The sequence below is a fragment of the Collinsella sp. An7 genome, from assembly GCF_002159335.1.
Classification (GTDB): Bacteria; Actinomycetota; Coriobacteriia; order Coriobacteriales; family Coriobacteriaceae; genus Coprousia.
The window spans coordinates 42,271-66,096 of record NZ_NFHP01000006.1; the positions used below are offsets into that span (position 1 = coordinate 42,271).

General features: G+C 63.6%; 17 protein-coding genes. 14 read left to right on the forward strand and 3 right to left on the reverse strand.

Annotated features, from left to right (window positions below; all coding sequences use genetic code 11):
* The first annotated feature begins 318 nt into the window (after positions 1-318).
* From B5G20_RS07725 to B5G20_RS07735, 3 genes are read left to right on the forward strand one after another with little or no spacing between them, the layout of a single operon-like run.
* Positions 319-1,119: an AAA family ATPase gene (locus B5G20_RS07725; RefSeq protein ID WP_087356341.1), complete on the forward strand. Its 801-nt coding sequence runs from the start codon at positions 319-321 to the stop codon at positions 1,117-1,119.
* Positions 1,112-1,987, forward strand: coding sequence for a ParB/RepB/Spo0J family partition protein (locus B5G20_RS07730; protein WP_204207720.1), 876 nt, complete (start codon positions 1,112-1,114; stop codon positions 1,985-1,987). The genes B5G20_RS07725 and B5G20_RS07730 overlap by 8 nt, the downstream gene beginning before the upstream one ends.
* The gene (locus tag B5G20_RS07735; protein WP_239286927.1) at positions 1,968-2,234 is read left to right on the forward strand and encodes a hypothetical protein; all 267 of its coding nucleotides are present in this window, start codon (positions 1,968-1,970) and stop codon (positions 2,232-2,234) included. Before B5G20_RS07730 ends, B5G20_RS07735 begins: the two co-directional genes overlap by 20 nt.
* A 240-nt stretch (positions 2,235-2,474) precedes the next feature.
* Here B5G20_RS07735 and rlmN read toward each other — a convergent pair whose 3' ends face one another.
* Positions 2,475-3,521, reverse strand: a complete 1,047-nt coding sequence (gene rlmN / locus B5G20_RS07740; protein ID WP_087356343.1) for a 23S rRNA (adenine(2503)-C(2))-methyltransferase RlmN — start codon at positions 3,519-3,521, stop codon at positions 2,475-2,477.
* 160 nt (positions 3,522-3,681) lie between these two features.
* Between rlmN and B5G20_RS07745 the strand changes: the two genes are divergently transcribed.
* From B5G20_RS07745 to B5G20_RS07785, 9 genes are all read left to right on the forward strand, one after another.
* The gene (locus B5G20_RS07745) at positions 3,682-4,734 is read left to right on the forward strand and encodes a D-alanine--D-alanine ligase (protein ID WP_087356344.1); all 1,053 of its coding nucleotides are present in this window, start codon (positions 3,682-3,684) and stop codon (positions 4,732-4,734) included.
* 1 nt (position 4,735) lies between these two features.
* A complete protein-coding gene (locus B5G20_RS07750; RefSeq protein ID WP_239286928.1) occupies positions 4,736-7,651 on the forward strand; it encodes a helicase C-terminal domain-containing protein in 2,916 nt (971 codons plus the stop codon).
* Between the two features lie 597 nt (positions 7,652-8,248).
* A complete protein-coding gene (gene dnaB / locus B5G20_RS07755; protein WP_087356345.1) occupies positions 8,249-9,637 on the forward strand; it encodes a replicative DNA helicase in 1,389 nt (462 codons plus the stop codon).
* 159 nt (positions 9,638-9,796) lie between these two features.
* Positions 9,797-11,086: an adenylosuccinate synthase gene (locus B5G20_RS07760; RefSeq protein WP_087356346.1), complete on the forward strand. Its 1,290-nt coding sequence runs from the start codon at positions 9,797-9,799 to the stop codon at positions 11,084-11,086.
* A 222-nt stretch (positions 11,087-11,308) separates the two neighbouring features.
* Complete coding sequence (locus tag B5G20_RS07765) at positions 11,309-12,220, forward strand: DegV family protein (RefSeq protein ID WP_087356347.1); 912 nt, start codon at positions 11,309-11,311, stop codon at positions 12,218-12,220.
* A 133-nt stretch (positions 12,221-12,353) separates the two neighbouring features.
* Complete coding sequence (gene purD, locus B5G20_RS07770) at positions 12,354-13,649, forward strand: phosphoribosylamine--glycine ligase (RefSeq protein WP_087356348.1); 1,296 nt, start codon at positions 12,354-12,356, stop codon at positions 13,647-13,649.
* A gap of 1,529 nt (positions 13,650-15,178) precedes the next feature.
* Positions 15,179-15,403, forward strand: a complete 225-nt coding sequence (locus tag B5G20_RS07775; RefSeq protein ID WP_087356349.1) for an LPXTG cell wall anchor domain-containing protein — start codon at positions 15,179-15,181, stop codon at positions 15,401-15,403.
* Between the two features lies 1 nt (position 15,404).
* A complete protein-coding gene (locus B5G20_RS07780; RefSeq protein ID WP_087356350.1) occupies positions 15,405-15,740 on the forward strand; it encodes a MarR family transcriptional regulator in 336 nt (111 codons plus the stop codon).
* An 840-nt stretch (positions 15,741-16,580) separates the two neighbouring features.
* Positions 16,581-18,650: an elongation factor G gene (locus B5G20_RS07785; protein WP_087356351.1), complete on the forward strand. Its 2,070-nt coding sequence runs from the start codon at positions 16,581-16,583 to the stop codon at positions 18,648-18,650.
* Positions 18,651-19,019: 369 nt separating this feature from the next.
* Here the strand turns inward: B5G20_RS07785 and B5G20_RS07790 are convergent, their stop codons facing one another.
* On the reverse strand, positions 19,020-19,859 hold the full coding sequence (locus B5G20_RS07790) for an ATP-dependent sacrificial sulfur transferase LarE (protein ID WP_143750248.1): 840 nt from the start codon (positions 19,857-19,859) through the stop codon (positions 19,020-19,022).
* A gap of 316 nt (positions 19,860-20,175) precedes the next feature.
* Here B5G20_RS07790 and B5G20_RS07795 point away from each other — a divergent pair, with 316 nt between their 5' ends.
* Positions 20,176-20,889, forward strand: coding sequence for an HAD family phosphatase (locus B5G20_RS07795; RefSeq protein ID WP_087356352.1), 714 nt, complete (start codon positions 20,176-20,178; stop codon positions 20,887-20,889).
* Between the two features lie 2 nt (positions 20,890-20,891).
* On the forward strand, positions 20,892-22,217 hold the full coding sequence (locus tag B5G20_RS07800; RefSeq protein WP_087356353.1) for a VanZ family protein: 1,326 nt from the start codon (positions 20,892-20,894) through the stop codon (positions 22,215-22,217).
* A gap of 54 nt (positions 22,218-22,271) precedes the next feature.
* Here B5G20_RS07800 and B5G20_RS07805 read toward each other — a convergent pair whose 3' ends face one another.
* A complete protein-coding gene (locus B5G20_RS07805; protein ID WP_087356354.1) occupies positions 22,272-23,378 on the reverse strand; it encodes a LacI family DNA-binding transcriptional regulator in 1,107 nt (368 codons plus the stop codon).
* Positions 23,379-23,826 lie beyond the last annotated feature (448 nt).

The window sequence follows — 23,826 nt, forward strand, 5'->3', positions numbered from 1 at the left end:
GTTGTGATGCACGGTTGTTTCACGTGAAACACTGCTTATTTCTTATCCATTCCTTGTGTATTTATATAGTTTCATTTGGATTCATTTAGTTGTTTAAAGAAGAATTTTGACTACTAGTTTCAGAAGTGATAGGTCGCTATCTAACGTTTGTTCCCTACAACATCAGCTTGTATTTCATAAAGTATGTTACTTTACGCTTGCCAGGTTGTTTCACGTGAAACATAATAGGTTCAAGAGAAGTTTCATGAGACGTGTTTCACGTGAAACATTCCTTACGTTGCGCCAAATGTAGTTAAAACAGAGTTAAAGGGAGGCAGTGTGGGGTTCCGGGACGTTAAGCGCTCAAAGAACGCTAAACCGACGCGAGTGATTGCGATCATCAATCAAAAAGGCGGTGTTGGTAAGTCTACTACAGCGGTAAATCTATCGGCAGCGCTTGGTGAGAGCAATAAAAAGGTTCTTCTTGTCGATTTTGATCCGCAAGGTAACAGCACGAGCGGTTTTGGAATCGAAAAGGAGGATCTTGAACAGTGTATCTACGATGCGTTGCTAAATGATGTGCCGGTTGAAGAGCTGATTCACGACACGGATAGCAAGAAGGTCTTTGTTGTCCCCGCAACAATTCAGCTTGCAGGTGCAGAAATTGAGCTGGTGTCAGCAATGGCACGCGAAACAAGGCTAAAAGAGCTACTTGCACCGGTAAGAGATGATTTCGACTTTATTTTTATCGATTGTCCGCCCTCGCTTGGTCTCCTCACTATTAACGCTCTTGCAGCTGCAGATAGTGTTTTGATTCCGATTCAATGCGAGTACTACGCGCTTGAGGGAGTAACCAAGCTTCTCGAATCGATGCGCATGGTAAAGAGTCGGATCAACAAGGATCTTGACACCTTTGGCGTGCTGATGACGATGTATGACTCCCGTACATCACTGTCGAACCAAGTGGTTGAGGAAGTGCGTAACTACTTTGGTGATGCGACATTTAGGACGCTCATTCCGCGTACGGTAAAGCTCTCAGAGGCTCCCTCGTTTGGAATGCCGGTTATTGAGTACGCACCCAACAATAAAGGTGCAAAGGCGTATAAGGAACTTGCGAAAGAGGTGATTCGTCGTGCCTAGCCCCAAGAAGAAAGCGCTTGGTCGTGGGCTGAATGCTCTTGTAGGAGAAGCGCAGTACGAGACGGGTCATAGTGCGGCAGAGACCAAGCTGCCAATCGAGCAAATCGTTCCCAATCCCAATCAACCTCGTACCCATTTTAACGAGACCGAGCTTAACGAGCTCAGTGAATCGATTCGTGAGCATGGGGTTCTTCAGCCGTTGCTTGTTCGCAAGAAGGGTTCTAAGTACGAGATCATTGCAGGTGAGCGTCGCTATCAAGCCTCTAAGCTTGCTGACCTCACCGAGGTCCCCGTCATCATCAAAGATGTGGACGATCAAGAGATGCTGGCCCTCGCGCTCATTGAGAATCTTCAGCGTTCTGACCTGAATCCGCTTGAAGAAGCCAAGGGTTATCGCCAGTTGATTGATGCCAGCGGTATGACCCAGGATGCGCTCTCCAAGGCGGTCTCCAAGTCTCGTTCGGCTATCACAAACTCCCTCAGGTTGCTCGATCTTCCCGAGGCTGTTCAGCAGATGATCTTTGAGGGTAAGCTCACGGCTGGACATGCCCGAGCGATCCTGGCGGTGCCGTACGAGGATGCTCGTATCAAGTTGGCGGAGCGAGTGGTCGACGAAGGTTTGTCGGTCCGTGCGACAGAACATCTTGCTCCGTTGTTTTCTGTCGGAGATGCACCAAAGGCGCCACGACCTGTGACTCCGCAGTCCTTTAAGAAGGCGGCGCGTGTGCTTCGTCAGCACTTTAATACCAACGTGAGAGTTAAGAGCTCTAGAGGTAAGAACAAGATCGAGATTGAGTTTAAGGACGAAGATGAGCTCAGGCGTATTCTCTCCGAGATGATTGCTTTGGATGGTGAAGAAGATGCGTAAGGTTGCAACTGCATTGGCTGTTGGTGGTGTGGCTATCGTTGCGGGTTCGTTGGTTGGCTATAAAATAGCGACCGATAAGGAGCTCAGGGATTATATGGTGCGCAATCTACAAGATGCCTTCAATATCTCAAAGCGCAAAGTAACGGGCATGACCGAAGATGTGGCTATGCGCACGGCTCGCATGACGCGCAATCCCAAGATTAACCAAGACTGGGTTGAGAACCAGTGGGAGGCCATCGGCTACTAACAACAGCGATAGAAAGTATAATACTTAGGTACCTTACTATCTGATAGTCACATCTGCTTGTTTCACGTGAAGCGCTCCGACCGCCAACGTCAGAGCGCTTCTGTCTGTTAGTAACCACGTGTTGCATGCCATGTGGAAACAGATAAAAATGTGCCACCTTGGCGATGCGCAGCCAAGGTGGCACATTTTCACCCCTCCCCTGTGGTGCAAGCAGCAGGCAGGGCTCCGTCTCTCCCCGTCTTAGCGCGCCAAGACGATGCGCTGCTTGAGCTGGCCGCAGGCGGCGTCGATGTCCGCGCCGCGGGAGTTACGGATCGTCGCCTCAATGCCGCGAGAGGCAAGCATCTTCTGGAGCTTCTCGACCTTCTCGATCGGCGAGGGCTTAAAGGGGCTATCGGGAATGTTGTTCAGCTGGATGAGGTTGACGTGGCAGAGCGTGCCCTCGCAGAAGTCGCAGAGCGTGAGCATCTCGGGGTTGGTGTCGTTAACGCTGTCGATCATCGCGTACTCGTACGTCGGGCGGCGGCCGGTCTTTTCCACGTAGTCCTGCAGTGCTTCGTGCAGACGCAGGAGCGTGTATTTTTTAACCCCCGGCATGAGCTGGTTGCGCGTGCTCTGCACCGCGGAGTGCAGCGAGACGGCGAGCGTAAACTGCTCAGGCAGCTTGGCAAACTCGCGGATGCTGGGGATGATGCCGCAGGTAGACACCGTAAGGTGACGCGCGCCGATATTGAGGCCGTCCTCGCTGTTGAGCATGCGCAGGGCCTCCACCGTGGCGTCAAAGTTCACAAACGGTTCGCCCTGGCCCATAAAGACCACGCTCGTCACGCGCTCGCCAAAATCGCGCTGCACGTGGAGCACCTGGTCGACCATCTCGCGCGCGGTGAGCGAGCGGGTGAGGCCGGCCAGGCCCGTGGCGCAAAACGCGCAATGCATGCCGCAGCCGGCCTGCGACGAGATGCACACGGCGAGCTTGCCGCGCGAGGGCATGCCCACGGTCTCCACCGCCACGCCGTCAGAGAACTGCAGCAGGTACTTGCGCGAGCCGTCGCGCGAGACCTGTTTGGCCACCTCAACGGGCACGCTAAAGCCAAAGCGCTCGGCAAGTTGGCCGCGGAGCGCCTTGGGGAGGTTGGTCATCTCGTCAAACGACTCGGCCTGCTTGGGTCCGAGCCACTCGATGAGCTGCTTGGCGCGGAATGCCGGCTGGCCGAGCTCGGCTACCAGCGCACGGATCTCTTCGTGCGTGAGCGAGCGGATGTCGCGCAGGGGCGTGGTGGGTTCCATGGAACACCTTTCTCATGGCTGCGGCCCCGCGGCATGGCAAAACGGTAAAGCTCTGGCAACCTGGTGCCGCGCGCGGTCCGCAAGGGGTGCAATCTATACAATAGGATACCGTGAGAAGAGCGCGACAAGCGATGGATTCATCGCGGAGGGAGCGAGCGATATGGCTGATAAGACCCGTGGGGAGCTGCGCGTGGCGGTGCTCGCCGGCGGCATCTCGGACGAGCGCGAGATCTCGTTTGACTCGGGGCGCAACGTTTGCGCCGCGCTAGAAGAAGCGGGCTACGGCGCCGTGGAGTTGCTCGACCCCGCCGCGGACGACTTCTTGGACCGGCTGCGCGCCGGTGGCTTTGACGTGGCGTTTATCGCGCTGCACGGGCGTGGCGGCGAGGACGGGCAGATCCAGAGTGTGCTGGAGTTCTGCGGGATTCCCTACACCGGCTCGGGCGTGATCGCGAGCGCCTGCGCGGCCGACAAGGCCGTCTCTAAGGCCCTCTACGAGCGAGCGGGCATCCCCGTGGCGCGCGATGCCGTGGTGGAGGATCCCGCCCTCGCCGACCCGGCGCAGATCGTGGCCGAGCTGGGCAGCGAGCTCTTTGTTAAGCCGGCTGTCAATGGCTCGAGCTACGGCGTGTCGGGCGTGCACGGAGAGGAAGAGCTCATGCCCGCCCTCCTGCGCGCCGCCGAGCACGGCGGCAAGGTGCTCGTTGAGGAGCGCCTGGTGGGGACCGAGATCACCGTGGGCGTGTACGACGCTCCCGACGCCCTGCGCGTGCTCCCCATCGTGGAGATTCGCCCGCAGGAGGGCTCGGAGTTCTACGACCTCACCGTCAAGTACTCCGATCCCACCGATATCCACCGCATTCCCGCGCAGATTGCTCCGGCCGACTACGCCCGCGCCCAGGAGCTCGCCTGCCGCGCGCACGAGGCGCTCGGCTGCACGGGCTTTTCGCGGACGGACTTTATCGTTACCGAGCGCGGCCCGGTCATTCTGGAGACCAATACCATCCCCGGTATGACGGACACCTCGCTCTACCCGGACGAGGTGCGCCATGCGGGCATGACCTTTGCCGATGTGTGCGCGCGCCTGATCGACCTCGCCCTGGGCACGGGGGCTCCCGCGCACCATCTGGCCGACCCGGACGTGCCGGCCGACCTCGCCGAGGCTCGCTATCCGCAGCTCTGGGGTGCGGAGCCGGCGCAGATCGGGGCCTAGCGTGGCGGCACGGACCATCGGCGGCCACGCGTTTTCTGAGGTGTTGCTCCCCGGCACGCCGGCGTTTGTGGCCGAGCGCTACGCCACACTCGCCGAGCGCGCCCGCACGCGTGACTTTGGCCTGCTCACCCAAGACGTCGTGATCCTCGACACCGAGACCACGGGCCTCTCGTCGCAGGAGAACGAGCTGATCGAGATCGCCGCCGCGCGCCTCTCGGCCGGCGGCATCTCCGAGCGCTTTGACGCCTTTGTGCACCCCACCGGGCTCATTCCGCCCGAGATTATGGAGCTCACGGGCATCACCAACGCCGACGTGGCCCACGCGCCGAGCGCCCGCGAAGCCGTGGCGATGCTCGCCGACTTTGTGGGAGGCTGCCCGGTGGTGGCGCACAACGCGAGCTTTGACCGGGCGTTTGTGGAGGCAGTGCCCGGTGGCGCCGAGGTGAGCGAGCTCTGGATCGACTCGCTTGCCCTCTCGCGCATCGCCCTGCCGCGCCTGAGCTCGCACAAGCTCGCCTTTATGGCCGAGGTCTTTGGCTGCGCGGCGGTCTCGCACCGTGCCGTGGACGACGTGGACGCCCTCGCCGGGGTGTGGCCCATTCTGCTCACGGCTCTGGGCGACTTGCCGGACGGACTCACCCGCGCGCTCGCCGACATGCACCCCGAAGTTGCCTGGTCGTACCGGCCCATCTTCTCGTTCTTGGCGCAGGAGGCCGTGGCCGAGGCGCCGTTTTCGCTCATCGAGGCGCGCGCCCGCGTGCTCGAGGCCGGCCCCACGCCGCAGCACGTGGACGTGGACGAGCTGCCGGCGCTCAACGTGCCCACGCGTGACGAGATCGAGGCGGCGTTTGCCCCGGGTGGGCTCGTGGCGGCCATGTACCCCGAGTACGAGCCGCGGCCCGAGCAGGTGGCGATGGCCCTCGAGGTGCGCGATGCGCTCGCTACGGGCACGCACCGCGTGGTGGAGGCCGGTACGGGCGTGGGCAAATCGGTTGCCTACCTGGTGCCGCTTGCGCTCACGGCCAAGCGCAACAACGTGACGGTGGGTGTGGCCACCAAGTCCAACAACCTCGCCGACCAGCTCATGTTCCACGAGCTACCGCGGCTTGCGCGCGAGCTGCCCGACGGCCTTGCCTTCACCGCGCTCAAGGGGTACGACCACTACCCCTGCCTGCGCAAACTCGAGCGGCTGCGCCGTAGCACCGCAGAGATCAAGACCAATCGCGACCCGGCGGACACCCTCACGGCCATCGCCGTCATCTACGCCTACGTGGCGCAATCGCCCGAGGGCGACCTCGATGCCCTCGGCATCCGGTGGCGGAGCGTGGACCGTGCGAGCCTCACCACGGGTTCGCGCGAGTGCGCCCGTCGGCTCTGCCCGTTCTTCCCGGATAAGTGCCTGGTTCACGGGGCGCGCCGCCGCGCCGCGCATGCAGATGTGGTGGTAACCAACCATTCGCTGCTCTTCCGCAACGTTCAGGCCGACGGCAAGATCTTGCCGCCCATTCGCATCTGGGCGGTGGACGAGGCCCACGGCATCGAGGCCGAGGCACGCCGCCAGTGGGCCGTCACGGTCTCGGCCGAGGAGGTTCGTGCCCTCTTTGAGCGGCTCGGAAACGACAAGACGGGCTCGCTCGGCAGGCTCCTCTCCGAGGTGGCGTCGTCCGACGCGGCGACGCTCTTTATGGGGCTTCTGGCCAAGGCCAACGCTTCGGTGCAGCGTGCGAGCGTAGTTGTGGCAGACGTCTTTGACCGCGCGCGCGACCTTGCCCGCGCTGCGCGCGAGCACGGCTTCGATAGCACCAACGTGTGGGTGAGCCCCGAGGTCCGCGCCACCTCCGAGTGGACGGAGCTCGCGCTCGCCGGGCGCGTGGCAATCGACGCGCTCGACCAGGCCGATAAGAACCTCAAGGCGGCCGTCGAGACGCTCGGGGGCGAGCGCCCGGAGTGGGTGGTCGACCTGGCCGATATCGAGCGGCGTCTGGGCGAGGCGCTCGCCGGCCTTAAGCTCATCATCGACGGCGAGGACGAGCGCTACGTCTACTCCGTGCAGGTAAACCAGCGGCTCCGTGCGGGCGGCGAGGCCCTGTCCGCCGAGCGGATCGACATCGGGTCGGTCTTTGCCGAGCGCTGGTACCCCGAGATGCGGAGCCTCATCTTTGCCTCGGCCACGCTCTCGGTTTCGGACGACTTTGCGCATTTTAACCACGCCATCGGACTGGACGAGCTGCCTCCGGGCTCAAGCCGGGCGCTCCATTTGGACTCGAGCTACGACTTTGATCGCAACATGGCCGTGGTGGTGACGGGTGACCTGCCCGATCCGCGCAACCGTGACGCGTACCTGCGCGCCTTGGAGCGGCTGCTGGTGGACGTGCACCGCGCCATGGGTGGCTCGGTGCTCACGCTCTTTACCAACCGCCGCGATATGGAGGAGCTCTACGAGCGCGTGGAGCCGACGCTTGCGCGCGAGGGGCTCTCGCTGGCGTGCCAGACACGCCAGTCGAGCGCACGGCGCCTGCGCGAGCGGTTCATCGCTGAGAAGGACTCCTCGCTCTTTGCGCTCAAGGCGTTTTGGGAGGGGTTTGACGCGAGCGGCGAGACCCTTCGCTGTGTGGTGATCCCTAAGCTGCCGTTCTCTCGTCCGACCGATCCGCTCTCGTGCGAGCGCGACCGCCGCGAAAAGGGCGCGTGGGGCCGCTATGTGCTCCCCGAGGCGGTGCTGGAGCTCAAACAGGCGGCGGGGCGGCTCATCCGCTCGTCGTCCGACACGGGCGTGCTCGTGCTGGCCGACTCCCGCCTGGTGAGCAAGGGTTACGGCAAGAAGTTCCTGGGCTCGCTGCCCACCGGGGCCTACCAGCGGCTCGAGGCCTCCCAGGTGGGGCGGTATCTGGAGCTCTGGCGCAAGAGCCACGAATAGATTATTTTAGGACGGGGTCAAAATGGGTCATTTGGAACACGTCCCCAAATGACCCGTCCCCAAATGACCCATATCGCTACCCTGTGCCAGATGTTTTGCCGCAATGATGCTTGACAAATCTCTGGGGCGAGAAATTCACAGGTGAGGCGGTGTGCTGGGCGAGTTATTCGACCGGATGTTCGTGGAAAACTCGTTGTTGCAACGCCGGATAGCTGCTTGCAAACACGCCGGCTCACCTGCGGAATGTATATCTCTACGCTTGCTACCTGCGGTTTCACGAATCCTACAAATAAAAAAGCGTCTCAACAGGGGCTGCGGCGCATAAGCACGGCATATGTGCAGGTAGAGCGCTTGCTTGTGGAAAACGCGAACTTCATAGAACCACAAAATGTGGAAAACGTTGAAAACCGCCGTTTGCGCAGAACGTACCGGATGGAGTTATCCCCCTCCCCGGTGGAAAGAAAAAACGGGTTCTGGGCGGGTGTTGTGCCGCGCAGCCCCGCGCCCGATAGCGTAGTATGGGTGCTCCATTACAAAGACGCGGGGGTTGACCCTGCGCTTTCTTGCAGATCGCCCACGCCACAGCAAGGAGGACCGATGCCCGACGACTACGGATACGAGCTCGCCACCGCCGACCGCGGCGCCCGGCAGGGCCTCCCTAACAACGCCGAGGCCGAGGCCACGGTCCTTGCGGCCATGCTGCTCTCACCCGAGGTGGTCTCGGACGCGATCTCGCAGCTCCGTCCGGACGATTTCTACCGCCCGGCCCACCGAACGCTCTTCCAGGCGCTCATCGACATGAACGAGCGGAGCATCCCCATCGACTCCATCTCGGTCATCGACTACCTCGCCTCTATCGACAAGCTGTCGGCCGTGGGCGGCGAGGCGTACATTCTCGAGCTGGTGGGCAATACGCTCTCGCTCGTCAACTGGCAGCACCACGCGGGCATCGTCCGGCGCGACTCGATGCTGCGCGAGATCATCGGCGCCACCAACCAGATCAACGCGCTCGCCTACGACGCGCCGCTCGACACCAAGGAGGTTGTGGAGCGCGCCGAGAGCATGCTCCTCTCGGTGACGGAGCGCGAGGTCTCGACGGCTTACAAGTCGCTCACCGAGTTTATGATCGAGGCCTATAACGAGGCGGCCGAGGTCTGCGCGGCGGGCGGGGCAGCGCACGGTGTGCCCACGGGCTTTCCGAGCCTCGACCGGCTTTTGCTGGGCTTTCGCGAGGGTCAGCTCATCATCGTGGGCGCCCGCCCGGCCGTGGGTAAGACGTCGTTTGCCCTCAACCTGGCGCTGAACGCCGCTGCTGCTGGCTTTACCGTGGGCTTCTTCTCGCTCGAGATGAGCGGTAAGGAAATCGCCCAGCGCCTTATCTGCGCGCACGCGATGCTCTCCATCTCGGATTTCCGTACGGGCCGCATCACGCCCGAGCAGTGGTCGAGTATCAACGAGGCCACGCAGGAGCTCTCTAAGCTCGATATTCTTATCGACGACACGCCCGGCACCACGGTGACCGAGATTCGTGCCAAGGCGCGCCGTATGCTCCACAACAAGGAGCACGCTATCGTGCTCATCGACTACCTGCAGCTGGTGAGCCCGCCGCCCGGCCGCCGCGCCGAGAGCCGTACCGTCGAGGTGTCCGAGATGAGCCGTGGCCTTAAGATCATGGCCAAGGACCTCGAGATTCCCGTGATTGCGCTCTCGCAGCTGAGCCGTGCCGTGGAGAGCCGTACCGGCAAGCGTCCGCAGCTCTCTGACCTGCGTGAATCGGGCTCGATCGAGCAGGACGCCGACATCGTCATGTTTCTCGACCGTGCGGCCGACGAGACCGAGGCCTCGCGAGACGACCGCCCCGACCTGGGCGTAACGCGCATCATCGTGGCCAAGAACCGTTCCGGCCCCATTGGCGATGTGGACCTGGCCTTTGTGCCGGCTTCGACCAAGTTCTACGAGCTCGACGCAGTCCACGACGAGAACTGACATGGTTCATTTGGGGACGTGTTCCGTCTGACCCATTTGGTGACAAATGGGTCAGACGGAACACGTCCCCAAATGAACCATTGCGCCGACCCCCTGCCTCCCGCAGAACCTTATTGCTATACTAAAAAGGTTGTTCTATGCGCTAGGTGAGGAGACACCATGCCGTCGACCGTGTTAGTCGGAACCCAATGGGGCGATGAGGGCAAGGGCAAGATTTGCGACCTGATCGCCGGCGACTTTGACTGCGTCGTGCGCTACCAGGGAGGCAACAACGCCGGCCACACCATTGTGGTAGGTGACAAAAAGTACGGTCTACACCAGGTTCCCTCGGGCATCATGTACCCCAGCTGCACCTCGGTGATCGGCAACGGCTGCGTGGTCAACCCGGCCGTGCTGCTCGAAGAGATCGATATGTTTGAGCACGACGGCATCTCGACGGCCAACCTCAAGGTCTCGGGCAACGCGCACGTGATCATGCCGTACCACATCGACCTCGACGGGGCCTACGAGGCGCTTCTGGGCGACCACAACATCGGCACCACCAAGCGCGGTATCGGCCCGTGCTACCAGGACAAAATGGCGCGCATCGGTATCCGCATGCAGGACCTGCTCTCCGAGGAGGTCTTCCGCGAGAAGCTCGCGCGCGCACTCGACCGCGTAAACCCGCAGCTCGAGCTCATCTTCCACCTGCCCACCTACACCGTGGACCAGATCTGCGAGTCCTATCTGCCCATGGCCGAGCGCCTGCGCCCCTACATTGCCGAGACCGCCCAGCTCTTGGGCGACCTCGCCGCTGACGGCAAGAAGATTCTCTTTGAGGGCGCCCAGGCCACGCTGCTCGATATCGACCACGGCACCTACCCGTTTGTGACGAGCTCCAACTGCACCGCCGGCGGCGCCGTGACGGGTTCTGGCGTGGGCATGAAGAACATCGACCGCGTGCTCGGCATCATGAAGGCCTACATCACGCGCGTGGGGTCGGGCCCCATGCCCACCGAGCTCGCCTACGAGACGCTCGAGGGTCATACCCTCACCGAGGAGGGCTACGAGTACGGCGTTACCACCGGTCGCCGCCGCCGCGTGGGTTGGTTTGACGGTGTGATCGCCAACTACGCCGCCCGCGTGAATGGCCTGACCGATATCGCACTCACCAAGCTCGACGTGCTCTCGGCCTTTGACGCCATCAAGGTGTGCGTGGCCTACGACTGCGACGGCGTGCGCTACACCACCGTGCCCGAGCACGAGCTCGTCTTTGACGCGGCAGTGCCCGTGTACGAGGAGCTGCCTGGTTGGCGCGGGGTGGACATCTCGGGTTGCCGCAGCTTTGACGAGCTGCCCGAGACCGCGCAGAGCTACGTGCGCCGCGTGGAGGAGCTCGCCCACGCCAAGGTCTCGTTTGTGTCGGTTGGTCCGGATCGCGACCAGACCATCAACTGCGGCTGGGAGTAGCGCTGCTGCACTACCCGGGCTTGAGAGGTAAGGGAGCCGGGGTGGCCCCGTGGGCTGAGGCGCGTTGCGCACAGGCCCCTCGGCCGCCCCGGCTACTTGCATCTTTGGGGCACTTTACCGAAAACCTGCCGCTCCGGGCCGCCCCGCCGCGCAAGAGGGGTAGGCTGGGAGCATACGTGTCTACACTCCACGGGCCGCGGCCCGCCATGGGAGGGAAGCTCAATGAACCAGTTTGCCGTCGTGACGGATAGCGCCGCCGATATTCCGCTCGACCTTGCCCAGAAGTACGGGATCCGCGTGGTGCCGCTGCACTGCGTGTTTGAGGGGAAGGATTACCGCGACGGCATCGATATCTCCACGCCCGAGCTGCTGCGCCTTATGGACGGCGCCAACACGCTGCCGGTTACCTCGCAGCCCACGCCGGCCGACTTTATGGTGGTCTACCAGGAGCTTATCGATGAGGGCTATACGCAGATCCTCTCTATCCACCTGGCGCGCGCCCTCTCCGCCACGATTGAGAGCGCCCGCGCCCTGGCTTCGCAGATGCCCGAGGGCGTGCGGTTTGAGGTGGTGGACAGCTGCTCGGCCACGGTGGCACAGGGCACGATGGCGCTCGAGGCGGCGGTAATCGCACAGAACGGCGGTACCATCGAGCAGGCGCTCGAGCGCGTGAGGGCCATCCAAGACAGCTACCATATCTACTTCTCGCCCAACACGCTCGACAACTTGGTAAAGGGCGGGCGTGCCACCAAGGCGCAGGGCTTTGCAACGGCGCTTCTTAACATCAAGCTGGTGATTGGGCTCTTGCGTGACGGCTCCATCGAGGTGGAGCACAAGGCCAAGGGTGTTAAGGGCGCCATCTCGTATATGGTCAAGCAGGTGGCGGCCGACGCGGCGGAGCACGGCGAACTGGTCTATTACGCGCTTCATACCAACGCGGCGGACCGTGCGGCCAAGATTCGCGAGTCGCTGGAAAAGACCGGCGCACACGTGCGCTGGCTCACCGACGCGACGATCGGGCCGGTCATCGCCACGCACGTGGGCAACGGGGCGATGGGGATCTTTACCTTCCCGGCGGCACTGCATTCGCCCGAGTTGGACGATCTGGCCGACTACCTCACCCCACAGTTCTAGGGTGACCATGGGGACAGGGTATATTGTCACGTGACAATATACCCTGTCCCCATGGTCATGCGTGCCGGCCCTCCGTGTGTGCGCTGCGGCTTGGTATGATGGAAAGACAGGCTATCTGAGGAGGACGGGACCGATGGATAACAAGATCAACATCCTGCTTTTGGGCAGTGGCGGCCGCGAGCACGCGCTGGCCGTTAAGCTGGCCGAGAGCCCGCGCTGCGGCGAGCTGTACGTGGCGCCCGGCAACGGCGGCACGCTCGAGGTGGGCGAGAACGTTGCGCTTGACGAGAACGACCCGGCAGCGGTGGCTGACTTTGCCCGTGGCGCCGAGGTGGGGCTCGTGGTGATCGGCCCCGAGGCCCCGCTTGTAGCGGGCGTGGCCGACGCCGTTCGCGAGGCGGGTATCGCGTGCTTTGGCCCGGGTGCGGCCGGCGCGCAGATGGAGGGCTCCAAGAAGTTCTCCAAGGAGCTCATGGCCCGCGCGGGGATTCCCACGGCGGCCTACGGCTCGTTTACCGACGAGGAGTCGGCCCTTGCGTACGTGCGCGAGCAGGGCGCTCCCGTGGTGGTCAAGGCCGACGGCCTGGCCGCGGGCAAGGGCGTTGTGGTCGCCGCGACGCTCGAGGAGGCCGAGGAGGCCGTGCACGCGTGCTTTGCCGGCGCGTTTGGCGAGGCCGGCGCCACCGTGGTGATTGAGGAGTGCCTGACCGGCCCGGAGTGCTCGCTCCTGGCGTTTACCGACGGCAAGACCGTGCGCCCGATGGCCACCTCACAGGACCACAAGCGCGCGCTCGAGGGCGACCTGGGCCCCAACACGGGCGGCATGGGCGTCTACAGCCCGGTGCCTATTGTGACGGAGGCCGAGCACGCCGAGATGGAGCGCATCATGGAGGCCACCGTGGCCGAGCTCGCGGCCGAGGGCATCGACTATCGCGGCTGCCTCTACGGCGGCTTTATGCTCACCGAGGACGGCCCCAAGGTGCTGGAGTTTAACGCGCGCTTTGGCGACCCCGAGACGCAGGTGGTGCTGCCGAGGCTCAAGAACGACCTGGTAGAGGTTATGCTGGCCTGCGCCGAGCAGCGTCTGGACGAGGTTGAGCTCAGCTGGCGGCCGGAGTGGGCGGTGAGCGTGGTGCTCACGAGCGCGGGGTACCCGGGCAGCTACGAGAAGGGCAAGGTCATCACGGGTGTTGAGGATGCCGCAGCGATGGACGGCGTGACGGTCTACCACGCGGGCACGGCGGTCAACGAGGCCGGCGAGCTGGTAACGAGCGGCGGCCGCGTGTTGGACGTGACGGCGCTGGGCGAGACCTTTGAGGCTGCGCGCAACCTGGCGTACGAGGCCTGCGAGAAGATTGACTTTGAGGGCAAGACGCTCCGCCACGACATTGGTCTGCGTGCGCTGCGCGGCCGCGATGCCTGGAAGTAGGCTCGTGCGATAGGACGCCGAGGGCGGCGGGGTGGCTGAGAGGCTGCCCCGTCGTTTTTGGTTGGGGAGCGGCGGTGGCCCGGCGCGGCCCAAGGGCGGCGCTGCGGGCTGCCGACGGCCCCATGCCGGCGGCGGCCCCATGCCGGCGGTCAAGCCACGTCTTTCGCTTACCCGGCTCCAGTTTCGTCGTTCACTCATCTAAACAGCAAAATCCAGCCTCAAAACGTCGTTTAGCTGAGTAAACAGCAAAATCAAAATGCCGTTTAGATGGGTGAACGACAAAATGGTCCACACCCAGCATGCCCGAGCCGCCAGCCCCTTCTATGAGAAAGGACCAGCAGCAGCCTTTCCTTATAACGATCAGTCCACCGAACCAATGCGTCCAGTCTTACGCCGTCGTGGGGCGGCTTGTTTGCAACGGGTCGGCATTCAACGCCCTCAGCTAACGCCAACCTCCCATCGTTAGAGCTTTGTCGCAGATTCTAATGACGGGAAAAGGCGTTTTCCTGTCGTTAGAGGTTGCTTGGCGGCGCTAACGACGGAAAGTTGACGTTAGAAGTTGTGGGACCGTCGATTCTGGTGTCCGTACTTGTGACAACATTGCGGAAGTTCGCCGCGAGCCTGGTTCGGTGTGTCCGTTTTGGTGCGGGCGCACGGTCGCCGTGTCCAACTGGCGCGACATTCCAATTTTGCGGTTCACTCACCTAAACGGCAAAATGCAGCTCTGAAATGATGTGTAGGGGAGTGAATCGCAAAATGCTTGGATGTGCAGGCTCTTGCCGGGAGGGGAGCGATGGCATCTGGTGGAGGCACCGCACAGTCGATTAGCGGGATAGGGTGCATCCAAGTAGGAGGGGTTGGTGCGAGTCGTATCACCTATCTCGACGGTCGGACAGTGGAAATGAGGTGCATTAACTGCGCCGTATCTCGTTGACCCCTCGCGATGCGGTTCGTACTCCATCCACGGCGCATCAGCGTTTGCGTGAGGTTTGCCGTCTGTTGGCATGGCGGGTGCAACGGGCCTGTCGACGCCCAGAGTGTGGGAGGCTCGTGTAGGGACCGGTTTTTGTTACCAGACGGACATATAAATGGACCCTCAGAGGTAATCTTTTCTGCCAATCAAAAATAAGCATATTTACCTGCAAAAATACTGCATCGTGGCAGGGTTCTTATATAGGGGGAGGTACATTATTGAGTAGCGACTGTTGAGCACGGGCGACATAGAACGTTCCATGTCTATCGCTATACCGTTGCGATAGCTGTGCGCAAACGAAGCAGAAACGTACGCGCATGTTGGGAGAAAAGGATAGGTGTCGCTCATGGTTTTGGGGAAGAGATCGCAGCGGAGTCGCAAGTTTGTCTTGGCGCTCGCCGCCCTGCTGATTGCCTCGACCGCGTTGTTCGCTGCTCCGGCGTATGCCGCAGCCGAAGATCAGACGGGGGTTCTCCCAATTTATTAGACCAGATCGTCTCGTTCTTTACCGGCGAGCCGGCTGAGGACAACGGCGGGATTGAGATTTATTCCGCTGGTGAAAAGAAACGGCGAGGCGACGCTGCCGGTGTTTACCAACACCTACACCGAGCCTGCCGAGCCGCCGGCGCCCAAGCCGGAGGAGCCTAAGCCCGAGGAGCCCAAGCAGGAGGTTATCCCTGCCACGGGCGACGCCGCGATGCTTGCGGTGGGCGCTACGGCCGCCCTTGGCGCGGCGCTTGCCGGCGCCGGGTACCTGGCGCGCAAGAAGCGCGGTGAGTAACATGGCAGGTACGGGCGCATCGCTCGTGGGTGTCAGCACCCGCATCAACGGGAGGCATGCCTTCACCCACGAGCGTGTGCTCGCGCTCATTGTGCGCGAGACGGAGCTGCGCGAGTCGGTCACCTTCAGCAAGGCCGACCTCGCGCGACGTCTCGGGTGCTGCGAGCGGACCCTCGACCGGGCCGTTACGTGCTTGCGTCACGACGGGCTGATCGTTTCCGAGGCTGCCTTCGCGCCGTCGGGCGCGCAGCTCGGCAACGTGTACCGCGCTACGCCGGAAGGCATCGCGCTCGCGCGGACGTTCACGCGCGAGAAGCCCAAGCGCAAGGCGGAGTAGCCTTGCAGGAGGGATATGCGGTACGGCAAGGGGCCGCTCGGGATTACCCGGGCGGCCCTTTTGTTGTGTTGCAGGGGTGGGCGCTGAAACGGGTTTGGTCGCGTTTAGTTGCGCCCAAATCACAAATTGGGGTATGCACCAAAGTTGTGCACTCAGTCACAAGCGCTTTACCTGCGCATTTAGGGTTTTGGTAGGAGCGCACCTCATCGGTTTCAGTTGCCTGTCAGTTATCAAAATATGGGGGTTAACAATTAGCGGTGGACTGTTACAGAGCGTCCGGTGTGGTCCTACGCTTGCATCTCATCTGTTCCCGAGTGTTCATAACCTTGGAATATCGCTGTTCTATTCCAAGGTTATTCGAAAACCTTGGAATACAATGCGCTGCATGCCGGGGACCCGAGGTGCCCTCGGGCGATGCGACGGTCGAGAAGCCGCAGCGCCCGGTGCCGCAGAGGCCAAAGCAGGGCTGAAGATTGTGGCGTGCGGGGCGCTCGACTGGAGCTAGGACCTTGGGAAATTCTTTCTAGTAGACGGAATCGGTCGAAAAATGGGACGAATGCGTCGGATTCCTTCTGCTGGCGGGGTCGACCCTGCGCGCCGTCCAGCTGAACGGCCCCGCCGCCCACGCCCCCCGCACCGCCACACCCGCCTGCACCGCCCACCCCGCGTCCCCGCGCGCCTACCGACACGCTGGCATGAGCGCCCGCACCGCGGGGTAGGCTCACCCATAACGTATGTGTTCGTGCGCGCACGGCGTGCGGACCAGATAACCGGACCGCCGCCCCCTGTGCGCTCCCACCTTTGGCAATCGCGCCGTGCGCCCAACCGAAGGAGGTTGCCATGGGTGCGCCCGAGACCGCCAAAGTGAGGAACGTCGTCTTGGTTGGCCAGGGAGGAGTAGGAAAGACCTCCCTGGCAGAAGCGATGCTGCACCTTTCAGGCAAAACCGCCCGCCTGGGCGGCCACGCGGGCACCAAGCCCACGCTCGACTACGACTCCGAGGAGGTCAAGCGCGGGGTTTCCATCTCGACCTCCATCGCTCCCATCGACTGGCGTGATCACCGCATCAACGTGCTCGACGCCCCCTGCTATCCTGACTTTATCGGCGATGCCTACGCGGCCATGAGCGTCTGCGAGACGGCGCTCTTTGTGGTCGACGCCGCCGACGGCCCGCAACCCACCACCGTCAAGCTCTGGTACGCCGCCGAGGACTTGCGCCTCGCCCGCGCCGTCTTTATCAACCGTATCGACAAAGAGAACGCCGACTACGACGCCACCATGGCCACGCTCCGCGAGCGCTTTGGCATGCGCCTGGGCGCTGTGACCCTGCCGTGGGGTACCGGCGACGCGTTTGAGGGCGTCATCGACATCGTGCGCATGAAGGCGCGCCACTGCGAGGGCACCAAGCAGGAGGAATTCGACATCCCCGAGGAGTACCGCGCCGCGGCCGACGAGGCCCGCGAGACCCTCTGCGAGCTCGTGGCCGAGGCCGACGACGACCTCATGGAGAAGTACCTCGAGGGCGAGCCGCTCACCCAAGAAGAGGTCGAGAGCCTGCTCGGCAAGGCCATCGCCCAGCGCCTCTTTGTTCCGGTCTTTGTGGGCAGCTGCACCAAGGAGCTCGGCGTCCACTCCGTCATGGACGACATCATCACCTACTTCCCCACGCCGACCGACTACGGCGAGATGCCCCTCATCGACGGTGACACCCTCAAGATCAGCTCGGAGGATGAGCGCCCGGTGGCGTTTGTCTTTAAGACGCTCAACGACCCGGCGCAGGGCCGCATCAGCTTTATCAAGGTGCTCACGGGCACGCTCACCCCGGGCATCGAGCTCGTCAACGCGCGCACCCGCAAGTCCGAACGCCTGGCGCACCTCTATGTGATGTGCGGTCGCGAGATGACTGAGGTTGGCAAGGCGGCCGCGGGCGACATTATCGTTACCACCAAGATCTCGGCTGACACGGGCGACACGCTCTCGGTCTCCGGCAAGGTCGAGGCGGCGGCGTTCCAGTTCCCCAACTCGCAGTACCGCATCGCTATCGAGGCCGAGAACCGCGGCGACGAGGAGAAGCTCTACACCTTTGTGGAGCGCGCGTGTGACGCCGATCCCACGATGAAGATCGAGCGCGACGAGGAGACCGGTCAGACCATCATCTCGGCGGTGGGCGAGGCCCAGGTGAGCGTGCTGCTCAACCGCCTAGAGGAGCGGACGAAGGTCAAGGCCAAGAGCGTGCCGATCAAGATCCCGTATCGCGAGACCATCCGCCGCGTGGCGAGCGCGCAGGGTCGTCACAAGAAGCAGACCGGCGGCGCCGGCCAGTTTGGCGACTGCTACCTGCGCGTTGAGCCGCTGACCGACGGCACCGACTACGAGTTTGTGGACGAGGTCGTGGGCGGTCACATCCCGCGCGCGCTCATCCCCGCGGTCGACAAGGGCGTGCAGGAGACCATGAAGGGCGGCGTGATCGCGGGCTTCCCGCTCACGGGGATCCGCGTGGCCGTGTACGAGGGCTCGTACCACCCGGTCGACTCCAACGAGATGGCCTTCCGTGCCGCCGCGCGCATCGCGCTCACCAAGGCGTGCGCCGAGGCGGGTCCGGTGGTCTTGGAGCCCATGGAGAACATCACCGTGACCATCCCCGAGAGCTACGCCGGCGCCGTGATGGGCGATGTCTCGGCGAGCCGCGGCCGCGTGACCGGCATGGACACCAACGAGCACGGCGACACCGTCGTTACGGCTACGGTGCCTTATGCCGAGCTCACCGACTACGCGACGCGCCTGCGCTCGCTCTCGCGCGGGACGGGCGACTTTACCATGGAGCCCGCCGGCTACGAGCAGGTGCCGCATGACGTGCAGGATCGTCTGGTGAAGGAGTATCAGGAAGCCCGTGCCGCGGGCAACAAGTAGGGTTTTATTGGCCTAGCCGGGCGGGGTAACCTGCCCGGCAGCTGGTAAACCAAACGCGCCGTTGGGAAGCGACTCGCCCGGCGGCGCGTTTTGTGTTTGCAGGGCAGATGGTTTACGAATTACGAACATATATTCGCATGGTTATGATAGAGTAAGTATATCGAATATATGTTCGTGCTTGAAGGGGCTCAGAGAGAAGGGAGAGTGAGAGGCCGGCGGCGGGCGGCGCGGCTGAACGAGCGACCGATACGGCCGGGGTGGACAGCGCGACTGGCGCAGCAAAGTGGGCGGCCGGGGTGAGCGGCGCGGGCGGCTGCTGCGGGCGGCACCGCTGCTGCGGCAGACGCGACTGATGCGGACTGGGTTCAATCAGCGGTTCATGCTGCCGCGTTGGTAGAGCTTGGCGGCAGGCGAGACGCGGGCGACGCTGCGGGCGTGCTTGGCGAGCTGGCTGAGGACCGGTTCAGCGAGCGAGCCGTCTTTTGCAGCGATGCACTCGAGGTCATCGGGCGAGCCCTCGATGGTGAGGATGCCGGCAGCAATGCGCGCGCGGACCTGCGTGCAGTCCAGGCTGTGCAGGTAGTCCTCGCACGTGCGGATGACCTCGAGCTTTTGGGGCGTGAGCGGCTCGCCCGTGGCCACGCGGGTAGCCAGGCACGCGCCGGCGGGCATATTCCAGATGCCGACGCCCCATGCGCGGAGCATCGCGCGCTCCTCGGCCTTGGTCCAGCCAGTTTCCATAAGGGGGGAGCGCACGCCGAGCTCACGCAGGGCGCGCGCGCCGGGGCGGTCCGTGGCCGCGGCATCGTCGGCGTTGCTGCCGTCGAGCGCCGTGCGGCACCCGTGTTCGCGCGCGACGTCGAGGATGCGCGAGAAGCCCTCGCGCTTGCAGCGGTAGCAGCGGTCCGGCTCGTTGGCGGAAACATCGGGGCAGGTGAACGGGTCAAAGTCGATGGTTACCACGGGCAGGCCGAGACTTTGGGAGAGCGCCGCGGACGAGGTCTGCTCCGGGGTGGCAACAAACGGCGAGTTGAGGTGGACGAGCATAGTCTCGCCAGGGATGACCATGCGGCACACCGTGGCCAAGAAGGTGCTGTCCACACCGCCGGAGAAGCCGAGCGCCACGGGCGCGAGCTCGCGCAGCAGGTTCTCGAGAGCGGTGAGCTTGGACTCGAGCGTATTGGGGGTGCAGGTAGTGGACTCCGGCACGGTTCCTCCTCGTGGTCGCTGGTGCGCGTTGCGGGCGAGCGCGCCGGCTGGGTGGTTCTTCTGGCACAATACCCAAGTAGGGTGGCAGCCAAACGCCGGGCGGTCCCAGCGGTGGCGGTGGGTTGCCGCCGATGGCTTGGCGCGGGCAGGTCGGAGCAGGTTGCGCGCCGCCGCGGACACCGGGCGGTCCGTTCCGCCCGACGCCTGGCAGGCGGACTCCCGCCGCCCGGCGGCCCGGCAGCCCGGCAACCGCTGCCCGCTTTGCCCCACGCCCTCGTAACTCGCCCTGTTCGGTACGCGCACGAAAGGATCCGGAATGTCGCACACCATCGACGCGATCATCTTTGACATGGACGGCACGCTTGTCGATACGGAGCGGCTCGGCTTTAAGGGCTGGGACCTTGCCGGCGATGAGCTCGACGCGCATATCTCGCGCGAGCTCATGACGAGCTTTGTGGGGCACAACGAGCCCGCCGTGCTGCAGATGCTCACCGATGCGCTCGGCGATGCCGACCTCGCGCGCCGCCTCTTTGATCTGCACTGGGAGAAGCGCCGCGAGCTGGCAGCCACCGAGCTCGAGGCCAAGGCGGGCGCCCTCGAGGCGGCGCGCGCACTCAAGGCCGCTGGGTACCGGCTGGCCGTAGCCTCGTCTTCTGGTCGCGAGATAATCGAGCTCAACCTTTCGCGCGTGGGCCTGCGCGACTACTTTGACGAGATAACCTGCGGCACCGAGACGGAGCACGGCAAGCCCGCGCCCGACATCTATCTGCTCGCCGCCCGCAAGTTTGGGGTCGACCCGGCTCACTGCGTCGCGGTGGAGGACTCGCCCAACGGCATTCGTTCGGCTGCCGCTGCAGGCATGACGGTCTTTGCCGTGCCGGATGTGATCGAGCTTGCGCCGGAGCTCACGGCGCTCTGCCATGCGGTGCTGGCCTCTCTTGCCGAGCTGCCTGCTGCGGTGGCGGCGCTCGACGCGCCCGCCTGCGCCGCGCCCGCCGCCGACCCGTCCGCCGAAGGTGCAGACGCATAGCCATGGCGTCCTATCTCAACAACATCGTTGTCGCGGCGCTGCTCTTTCCCGTGCTCGCCGCGCTGCTCTCGCTGCCCTACGCCATCTACCAGTACCGGCGCTTCGGGAGCATCTCCGTTTGGAAGACCGTGCTCGTCTTCTCGTTCATCTTCTATCTCATCTGCGCCTACTTTATGGTGATCCTGCCGCTCCCGGCCGACCGCACCGCCGTCTACCCGGGAGCGCTCCACCCGCAGCTCGACCTGCTCTATGCCGTCCGCTTGGCGGCGCCTGCGCTCGAGCGGCTCAACCCGCTCTCTGCCGCCTCGTGGTGGGCGTTCCTCAAAAACCCAACGGTCTATACCACGCTCTTTAACGTGCTGCTCACGCTACCGTTTGGCGTTTACCTGCGCTACCTTTTTGGTCGGCCGTGGTGGCAGGCGGTGCTGGCGGGCTTTGGGCTCTCGCTCTTCTTTGAGGTCTCGCAGATAACCGGCCTGTTTGGGCTCTATCTGCACCCGTACCGGCTCTTCGACGTGGACGACCTCATCACCAACACGGCAGGCACCCTCCTGGGCAACCTGCTCGCGCTGCCGCTGTGCCGCTTCCTCCCCAGCATGGACGAGGTGGAGGAGCAGGCGATCGAACGCGGCGCCGCGCACACCACGTTCTCGCGCCGGCTGGTGGCGTTTGCGGTCGACATGGCCGTGACGGGTGCGGTGCTCGTGGTGCTGCGGTGGGCGCTGCCGGGCGCCGACCACACCGCGGCGGGGCACATCGGCCTGCTGATGGCCGCGACCGGCGTGACATTTATGCTCGTTCCCATCGTGACGCGCGGCCAGACCGTGGGGCACGCGATCGTGCGCCTGCGCGTGGTGCGCCCCAACGGCTCGAGTGCGAGCTGGTGGTCCTATATCGTCCGCTACGGCTTGCTGTTCTGGGCGTTTCTGCTGTTGCCGGCATGGGTTGCGGCGCTCTTTCCCTCTGAGGCGAGCCCGGTGCGCATGCTCGGCGACGAGGTCTCCATCGGCTCCGAGGCGCTGATGCTCGTGATGCTGAGCGTCTATGGCGTGTGGGTCATCTCGGTGCTGGTGCGGGCCGTTGCCTCGGCGTTCCATCGACCCTTTGTGATGCTCAACGGCGTGATCTCCAACACGCGCGTGATGTCGGTGGCCCAGGCCGACCGGCTGCGTGCGGCGCGCCACGAGGCCACGCTCGACGAGGAACTGCACGAGCTCGATATCGATTCGCTTGGGACGGACATCGACGACGCCTTTGACGCGTCGTTTGACTCCACGAGCGCCGACGAGGGCGTCTCCTTTGATGCCGAGGAGCAGGGGCACATCTAGGCGGGCCTTACCGCGGTGTCACGGTGCAATCCCGGCAGCTGCGTTGTGCCCTGTCTACAGATACGCGCCCAGGTTGAGCTCGGGGATCAGCGCTGACTGGCTGGCGGTGCCCAGAACGCCGCTCGAGCTGCCGGTGCTCGCGCGCGCCAGGAGGAAGGGCCGCACGAGCTCGCGTTGAGTGAGGGGCTCGTCGCCGGCTGCGGCCCCAAGGCGTCCGGCGTCCCGCTCGGCCGCGAGCTCGATTGCATCGATAAGCAGCTGGACGCCCTTACGCCCTACCTCGTATCCGCTCGGGGCGCTCGTGGTAAGCGCCACCGCACCGCCCCAGGCGAGGGGGTTGCCGCCGCAGCCGGCGACCATGAGGTCGTCGGGCACGCGCAGTCCGGCGGCCATGAGGCCCGCGATTACGCCGGCGGCCAGCACGTCGCTCAGACCAAACACGGCGTCGGGCCGTTCGTCGGCGGCAATCTGGGCAATCTGCTGCCCCAGGCTGTAGCCGTCGCCCGAGACGCCGCCCTCGCCCGCGTCAACGGCATCGACTTGGATATCGGGGTAGTCGGCAAAAACCTCGCGCGCGCCCTCAAGCCTCAGGTGCATGGACTGGTTGGACGCGTGCCCGATGATAACGACGTGCCGCGCCCCTTGGGCCACGAGGTGCGCCGCCACGATGCGCCCCTGAGCCTTGTGGTCGGCCGTGACGTAGAGACCTGGCTCATCACTGTGAATGCCGAGGTAGACCACGGGAACGGGCAGGGTAGGGCAGGGATGCCAGTGCGAGGTCTCAACCGGGTTGATGAGCACGCCCGAGACCTGCGTGCCTACAAAGTAGCGGTTGTAGTGGCGCTCGAGGTCGGCGTCGCCGTCGGCGTTGGCAATGAGCAGGTCATAGCCGTGTTTGCGCGCCTCGGTGTGGGCACCGTTGGCAATCTGCAGGCTGGGGCCGTGGTTGAGGCGCGGCAGCACGAGCCCGAGCGTGGCACTTCGGCCGCCGGCGAGCATGCGGGCGCTGTGGTTGGGCGTGTAGCCGAGCCGCTCGATGGCCTCCTCGATAAGCCGGCGCGTTTCGGGCCGGACCTTCTCGGGGTGGTTGAGCGCGTTAGATACGGTGCCGAGTGAAACGCCCGCCTCGCGCGCAACATCGATGATCTTGACCTTTGCCATGGTTCTCCTCGGGTGGTGCGCCGGCGGGCTGCCGGCGCGTGCGTTCTTCTGGCAGTGTAACACGCCCGTTGAAGCGCTTTAAACACACTCTGGCGTGGTCCTTAGGGGGTCAATTTCAAAACCTCGCGCCAATGTAAGGATGAAAACAGGGTTGCTCGAGTAGCCCATTTTTTGGCAAGCCCTGTAGCTGGGGTTTTGATTTTGCGATTAGGCAGCCTACTCGCAAAGTGTCGATTCCGTCCTTACATTGGCGCGAGGTTTTGAAACTGACCCCCCTGACATTCGCCTTTGCGGCGGCTGCGTTGCGGTTGAGGGGGTGAGTTTGTGGCCGGTTTGCGGGGTTCTTGTTACGTTGGGGCCTAAGGAGCCGGCGCCCTCCGTCGCTCGCGTCCCTACTGGTATCGTATTGCAGTAACCAGCTTGTGCTGCGCGGGGTGCTCCGGGAGGA

Bases quoted from the DNA above. Each gene is read 5' to 3' on its own strand.
- B5G20_RS07735 (WP_239286927.1), top strand. From the start codon at position 1,968: ATGGTGAAGAAGATGCGTAAGGTTGCAACTGCATTGGCTGTTGGTGGT.
- rlmN (WP_087356343.1), bottom strand. From the start codon at position 3,521: ATGGAACCCACCACGCCCCTGCGCGACATCCGCTCGCTCACGCACGAA.
- B5G20_RS07745 (WP_087356344.1), top strand. From the start codon at position 3,682: ATGGCTGATAAGACCCGTGGGGAGCTGCGCGTGGCGGTGCTCGCCGGC.
- dnaB (WP_087356345.1), top strand. From the start codon at position 8,249: ATGCCCGACGACTACGGATACGAGCTCGCCACCGCCGACCGCGGCGCC.
- B5G20_RS07760 (WP_087356346.1), top strand. From the start codon at position 9,797: ATGCCGTCGACCGTGTTAGTCGGAACCCAATGGGGCGATGAGGGCAAG.
- B5G20_RS07765 (WP_087356347.1), top strand. From the start codon at position 11,309: ATGAACCAGTTTGCCGTCGTGACGGATAGCGCCGCCGATATTCCGCTC.
- purD (WP_087356348.1), top strand. From the start codon at position 12,354: ATGGATAACAAGATCAACATCCTGCTTTTGGGCAGTGGCGGCCGCGAG.
- B5G20_RS07780 (WP_087356350.1), top strand. From the start codon at position 15,405: ATGGCAGGTACGGGCGCATCGCTCGTGGGTGTCAGCACCCGCATCAAC.
- B5G20_RS07785 (WP_087356351.1), top strand. From the start codon at position 16,581: ATGGGTGCGCCCGAGACCGCCAAAGTGAGGAACGTCGTCTTGGTTGGC.
- B5G20_RS07795 (WP_087356352.1), top strand. From the start codon at position 20,176: ATGTCGCACACCATCGACGCGATCATCTTTGACATGGACGGCACGCTT.
- B5G20_RS07800 (WP_087356353.1), top strand. From the start codon at position 20,892: ATGGCGTCCTATCTCAACAACATCGTTGTCGCGGCGCTGCTCTTTCCC.
- B5G20_RS07805 (WP_087356354.1), bottom strand. From the start codon at position 23,378: ATGGCAAAGGTCAAGATCATCGATGTTGCGCGCGAGGCGGGCGTTTCA.